At 35.5% G+C, this 3519-nt stretch carries 3 protein-coding genes; all 3 read right to left on the bottom strand.

The genetic code is table 11. The features are described 5' to 3' along the window. Positions 1–105 precede the first annotated feature (105 nt). Genes Q7C23_RS23225 through Q7C23_RS23215 form a run of 3 tightly spaced genes read right to left on the bottom strand, consistent with a single transcriptional unit; the run spans position 106 to position 3365 of the window. Positions 106–1134 (bottom strand): site-specific integrase, encoded by a 1029-nt coding sequence (locus tag Q7C23_RS23225; protein ID WP_375034729.1) that lies wholly within the window; start codon positions 1132–1134, stop codon positions 106–108. After that, positions 1115–2134 carry a tyrosine-type recombinase/integrase gene (locus tag Q7C23_RS23220; RefSeq protein WP_375034727.1) on the bottom strand — a complete coding sequence of 340 codons (1020 nt, stop codon included), beginning with the start codon at positions 2132–2134 and terminating at the stop codon, positions 1115–1117. Before Q7C23_RS23220 ends, Q7C23_RS23225 begins: the two co-directional genes overlap by 20 nt. Continuing rightward, positions 2127–3365 carry a site-specific integrase gene (locus Q7C23_RS23215; RefSeq protein ID WP_375034726.1) on the bottom strand — a complete coding sequence of 413 codons (1239 nt, stop codon included), beginning with the start codon at positions 3363–3365 and terminating at the stop codon, positions 2127–2129. Before Q7C23_RS23215 ends, Q7C23_RS23220 begins: the two co-directional genes overlap by 8 nt. Positions 3366–3519: the final 154 nt, after the last annotated feature.

Genomic DNA, 3519 nt, shown 5'->3' with positions numbered 1-3519 from the left:
GATAGAAAATCAGAAGAAGTAAATTATCACAAGCTGTTTTTTAGAATCTTTGATAATCAATTAATTACAGAGATACTCTAAAAAACAGCTTTTCATAATAATATACTAAGCCAGTCCCCTTAAGAACGATTTCAGTTCTTTGTCGTCATTCCAAGAAGCTTCTTTTATATCCATATTAAAAAAGTTTTCTGAAGCTTTTTCTAAAGCCTCCCTTTTAAATCTTGAATCTGCCTTTGCATATATTTCCGTTGTTTGGATGGAAACATGTCCCAATAAATCACGTATATAAACTAAGTTTACACCCGCTTGAAGTAGATGCATGGCTCTTGAATGTCGAAGACAGTGTGGACTAATTTTCTCACGTATCAGCTCGGGTTCTGTTGTACGCGCCATTACGACATAGGTTCTTAATATATATGTGATACCCGATCCTGTGAGTTTGTGCCCACTACTGTTGAAGAACAAGGGATGTTCTTTCTTTGAAGCAAGAAGCAAGTGGTTTTCTTCAATGTAAGTTCTGAGAATTTCAACCATCTGATCTCTTAGTGGTACAATTCGAGATTTGTTCCCTTTACCATGTAACCGAACTATTGCCGGTTTTTCAAGTCTCATGCTGGCAGGTGTAAGATCAATTAGTTCCTGAACTCTGGCTCCTGTTTCGTAAAGTAACGTAAGGATTGTTAGATTGCGACGTCCATGTCTATTCTTTAGTGACACCTGATCCAATATGCATCTTATCGCCTCAACAGTTAAATAATTTACTGAAGGTTTCTTTTTCTTTTTTATCCTGATGGAGCGCATTGATTGCCAGGTTGCCAATCTTGTAGGGTCTTTTCTTTCCAGGAATTGACAAAACGAACGTATCGCAGCATAGCGTTGATTTCGAGTGGCAATGCTATTGTTCCTTTTTTCTTCCAGCCAATTCAAAAAGGCTAATATAATGTCACGATCAAAGTCCTTCATCATAAGCTTGTTGACTGATATTCCTCGCACAACGTCCATAAAATCGATCAAATGGACAAAAGTATCTCTATAGGAGCGAATAGTATGTTTGCTTACATTTATTTCTGCTCCCAGATATTCAATAAAGAATGCCTCCAAATATTCAGCAAAATCAGTTATCCTCTTTCTCATAGTTCTTTTTAAGTTTTAGGTTAAGGTCTGCGAAAATTTGGTCCGTAGTGTGCATATCCAATTTAAGGACTTCGGGATACATTTCCTGAGTCAGTCTGACATAGGATTCTGTACCGAGAACACTCTTGTGTCCCAAAAAGACAGAAAGTAAAGGCAGGGAGCAATATAGGTCCTTTCCTGCACCTGTTAACTTAACAAGCGAATGTACCGCTGTTGTATGTCGGATTGAATGAAGCGAAGGGTTGTTAGTTCCAAAACTGCCATAAATTTCACATTTTTCAAGAATCCTGACAAAATATTTATATACAGGAATATGACTGCATAGCTTTCCCAAGGTTGAAACAAACAGATAAGAATCAGGATGTCCAATGTCATATATAGGAATCCTGTCCCTATATTCAATATATTGTCTTAAAACTTTTCCCAGAGACTCGTTAATTGGTGCAATTCTGCACCTGTTGTTCTTGGTGTCATTAATTACAAGAACGCTCCGTTTAAAATCAATATCCTTATTTTTTATAGCAAGGGCTTCACCTATTCTTATTCCGGTACTGTACAGCGTTCGGATTAGAGCAGGTATGACAAAAAGCATACTCTTTGGGCAATGGGTTTTTGTGACCATATTATCACACGCATCGAAAATATTCTGTATTTGACTGTGAGTAAACACTGTAGTGATTGTACTTTCAAAAGATCTTTTGGGGTGAACAGGAATATAACATTCATGACCAAGACTGTTCATATACCGACAGAAATTCGATATGATACAGAATCTCGCATAAAGTGTTGTCTTTTTATCATTTATACGTGTATCTACCCATCTCTTTATATCTTCAGAATTAATGAGAAGATTATTTTTCGTAGTTTGTGACAAAAATCTATCAAAATCCAATAAGAAACTTCTATATCTTTCCAGTTTTAAATCTTGGAGTTCTTTCTCTTTGATATAGCTCCTAATATAAGGAGCAAATATGCTGCTAAATTTATCTGAACTATTCATAAAACCCTCCTTCTTTTTGAGTATAAAATTTTTCCTGAACCAAGGGAACCTCAAGTGAACAAGTCAATAATCCTTTAACATCTATGCCCAGATAGAACATTGTTGATTCACTACTGCTATGTCCGAGAGAATCCGATATTACTGTAAGTGGCGTACCTTGCTCCAATAATTGAGAGGCTAAACTATGCCGTAAACTATGCGATCCGTGATGCCTGCTGTTTATTTCCACTTTGGACTTGCTTATTATTTCATCGATTATGGCAAATATATTGGCTGCTGATATCGGTACGAAGGGAGCAATACCACTAAGAAAGATAGTTTTGGTTTGTGATTTTGGACGGCCATAACGTATGTAATCAATAATCGCTTCGCCTACCACGGGAAGCAATGGCAACTCAATATTTTGCCGTGTTTTGTACTGTTCAAAATAAATGATGTTGCGATTCCAATCCAAATTACCAAATTCTAAAGAACAGATATCACTTGCCCGTAATCCTAGACGGGAAGCGAGGAGGAATATTGCATAATTTCTTTTGCCAATGGTCTTTGATCTATTAATAACAGCATCCATTTGACGAATTTCTTCCAAACTATATACCGAAGGGAGTTTTTCTATTGATGGTTTTCGTTTTATTTGATTAAGAGGAATACTTAAATTTGTATCTGTTAGTTTTATTTCATGCAGATAATTTAAAAAATGTCGTAAAGACACACATACATAAAGTTTAGAGTTTTTTAGGGACGAAGTAAATTCTTTAATCGCGATACCATTCAAATTATGCAGATCGATCTGATCGTGGTACATTCTAACAGCAAAATAGCTTAGATTCCGGCTGTGTTTGAAGAAGGTCTTATCTGCAATACGTTCCTTTTCCTTAAATACTTTTAAGAATGAAAGGATTTGTTCTCCTATTTCACCTGGGAATTGATGTACTTTCCGATTAATACGCTTCCTTCTCATTGGAATATTATTGAGAACATCGTTTAATAAGTTTACAGAAGATTTAATACTCTTAAACTTATAACCGGATAAAGAATTTGTTTCAAGAAAGGACAACTTGAAACTTTCTCCAATGACCTCTGAATAAAGGTCCTTTGAGTGTATAACCATGAAGCTTTTAAGCAAGGTAAAACGCCTTTTATGCGCCATGGTAACTTCTCTGTTGTAACTAGTCTCATTTAAAGACTGCAAGCATGATTGGATCAGCTCATCGATTGGTTTTGAATTCATATCTAATTGATTTAGTGGCTACAGAATTGTAACCACTAATCAATATATGAAGATTATCAAAACAAGATTATCAACAGTTATCCTGTATAGTCAGGATGTTTTGAAATAAAATGTTTATCTACTTGTGATAATTTACTTCTTCTGATTTTCAATT

Source organism: Flavobacterium sp. LAR06 (assembly GCF_041946075.1).
GTDB lineage: Bacteria > Bacteroidota > Bacteroidia > Flavobacteriales > Flavobacteriaceae > Flavobacterium.
Note: the sequence above shows the minus strand (reverse complement) of the source record. Positions and strands in the feature narration are given on the sequence as shown.

Coding starts and splice junctions, on each gene's coding strand:
- Q7C23_RS23225 (WP_375034729.1), bottom strand. CDS start 1,134: ATGAGAAAGAGGATAACTGATTTTGCTGAATATTTGGAGGCATTCTTT.
- Q7C23_RS23220 (WP_375034727.1), bottom strand. CDS start 2,134: ATGAATAGTTCAGATAAATTTAGCAGCATATTTGCTCCTTATATTAGG.
- Q7C23_RS23215 (WP_375034726.1), bottom strand. CDS start 3,365: ATGAATTCAAAACCAATCGATGAGCTGATCCAATCATGCTTGCAGTCT.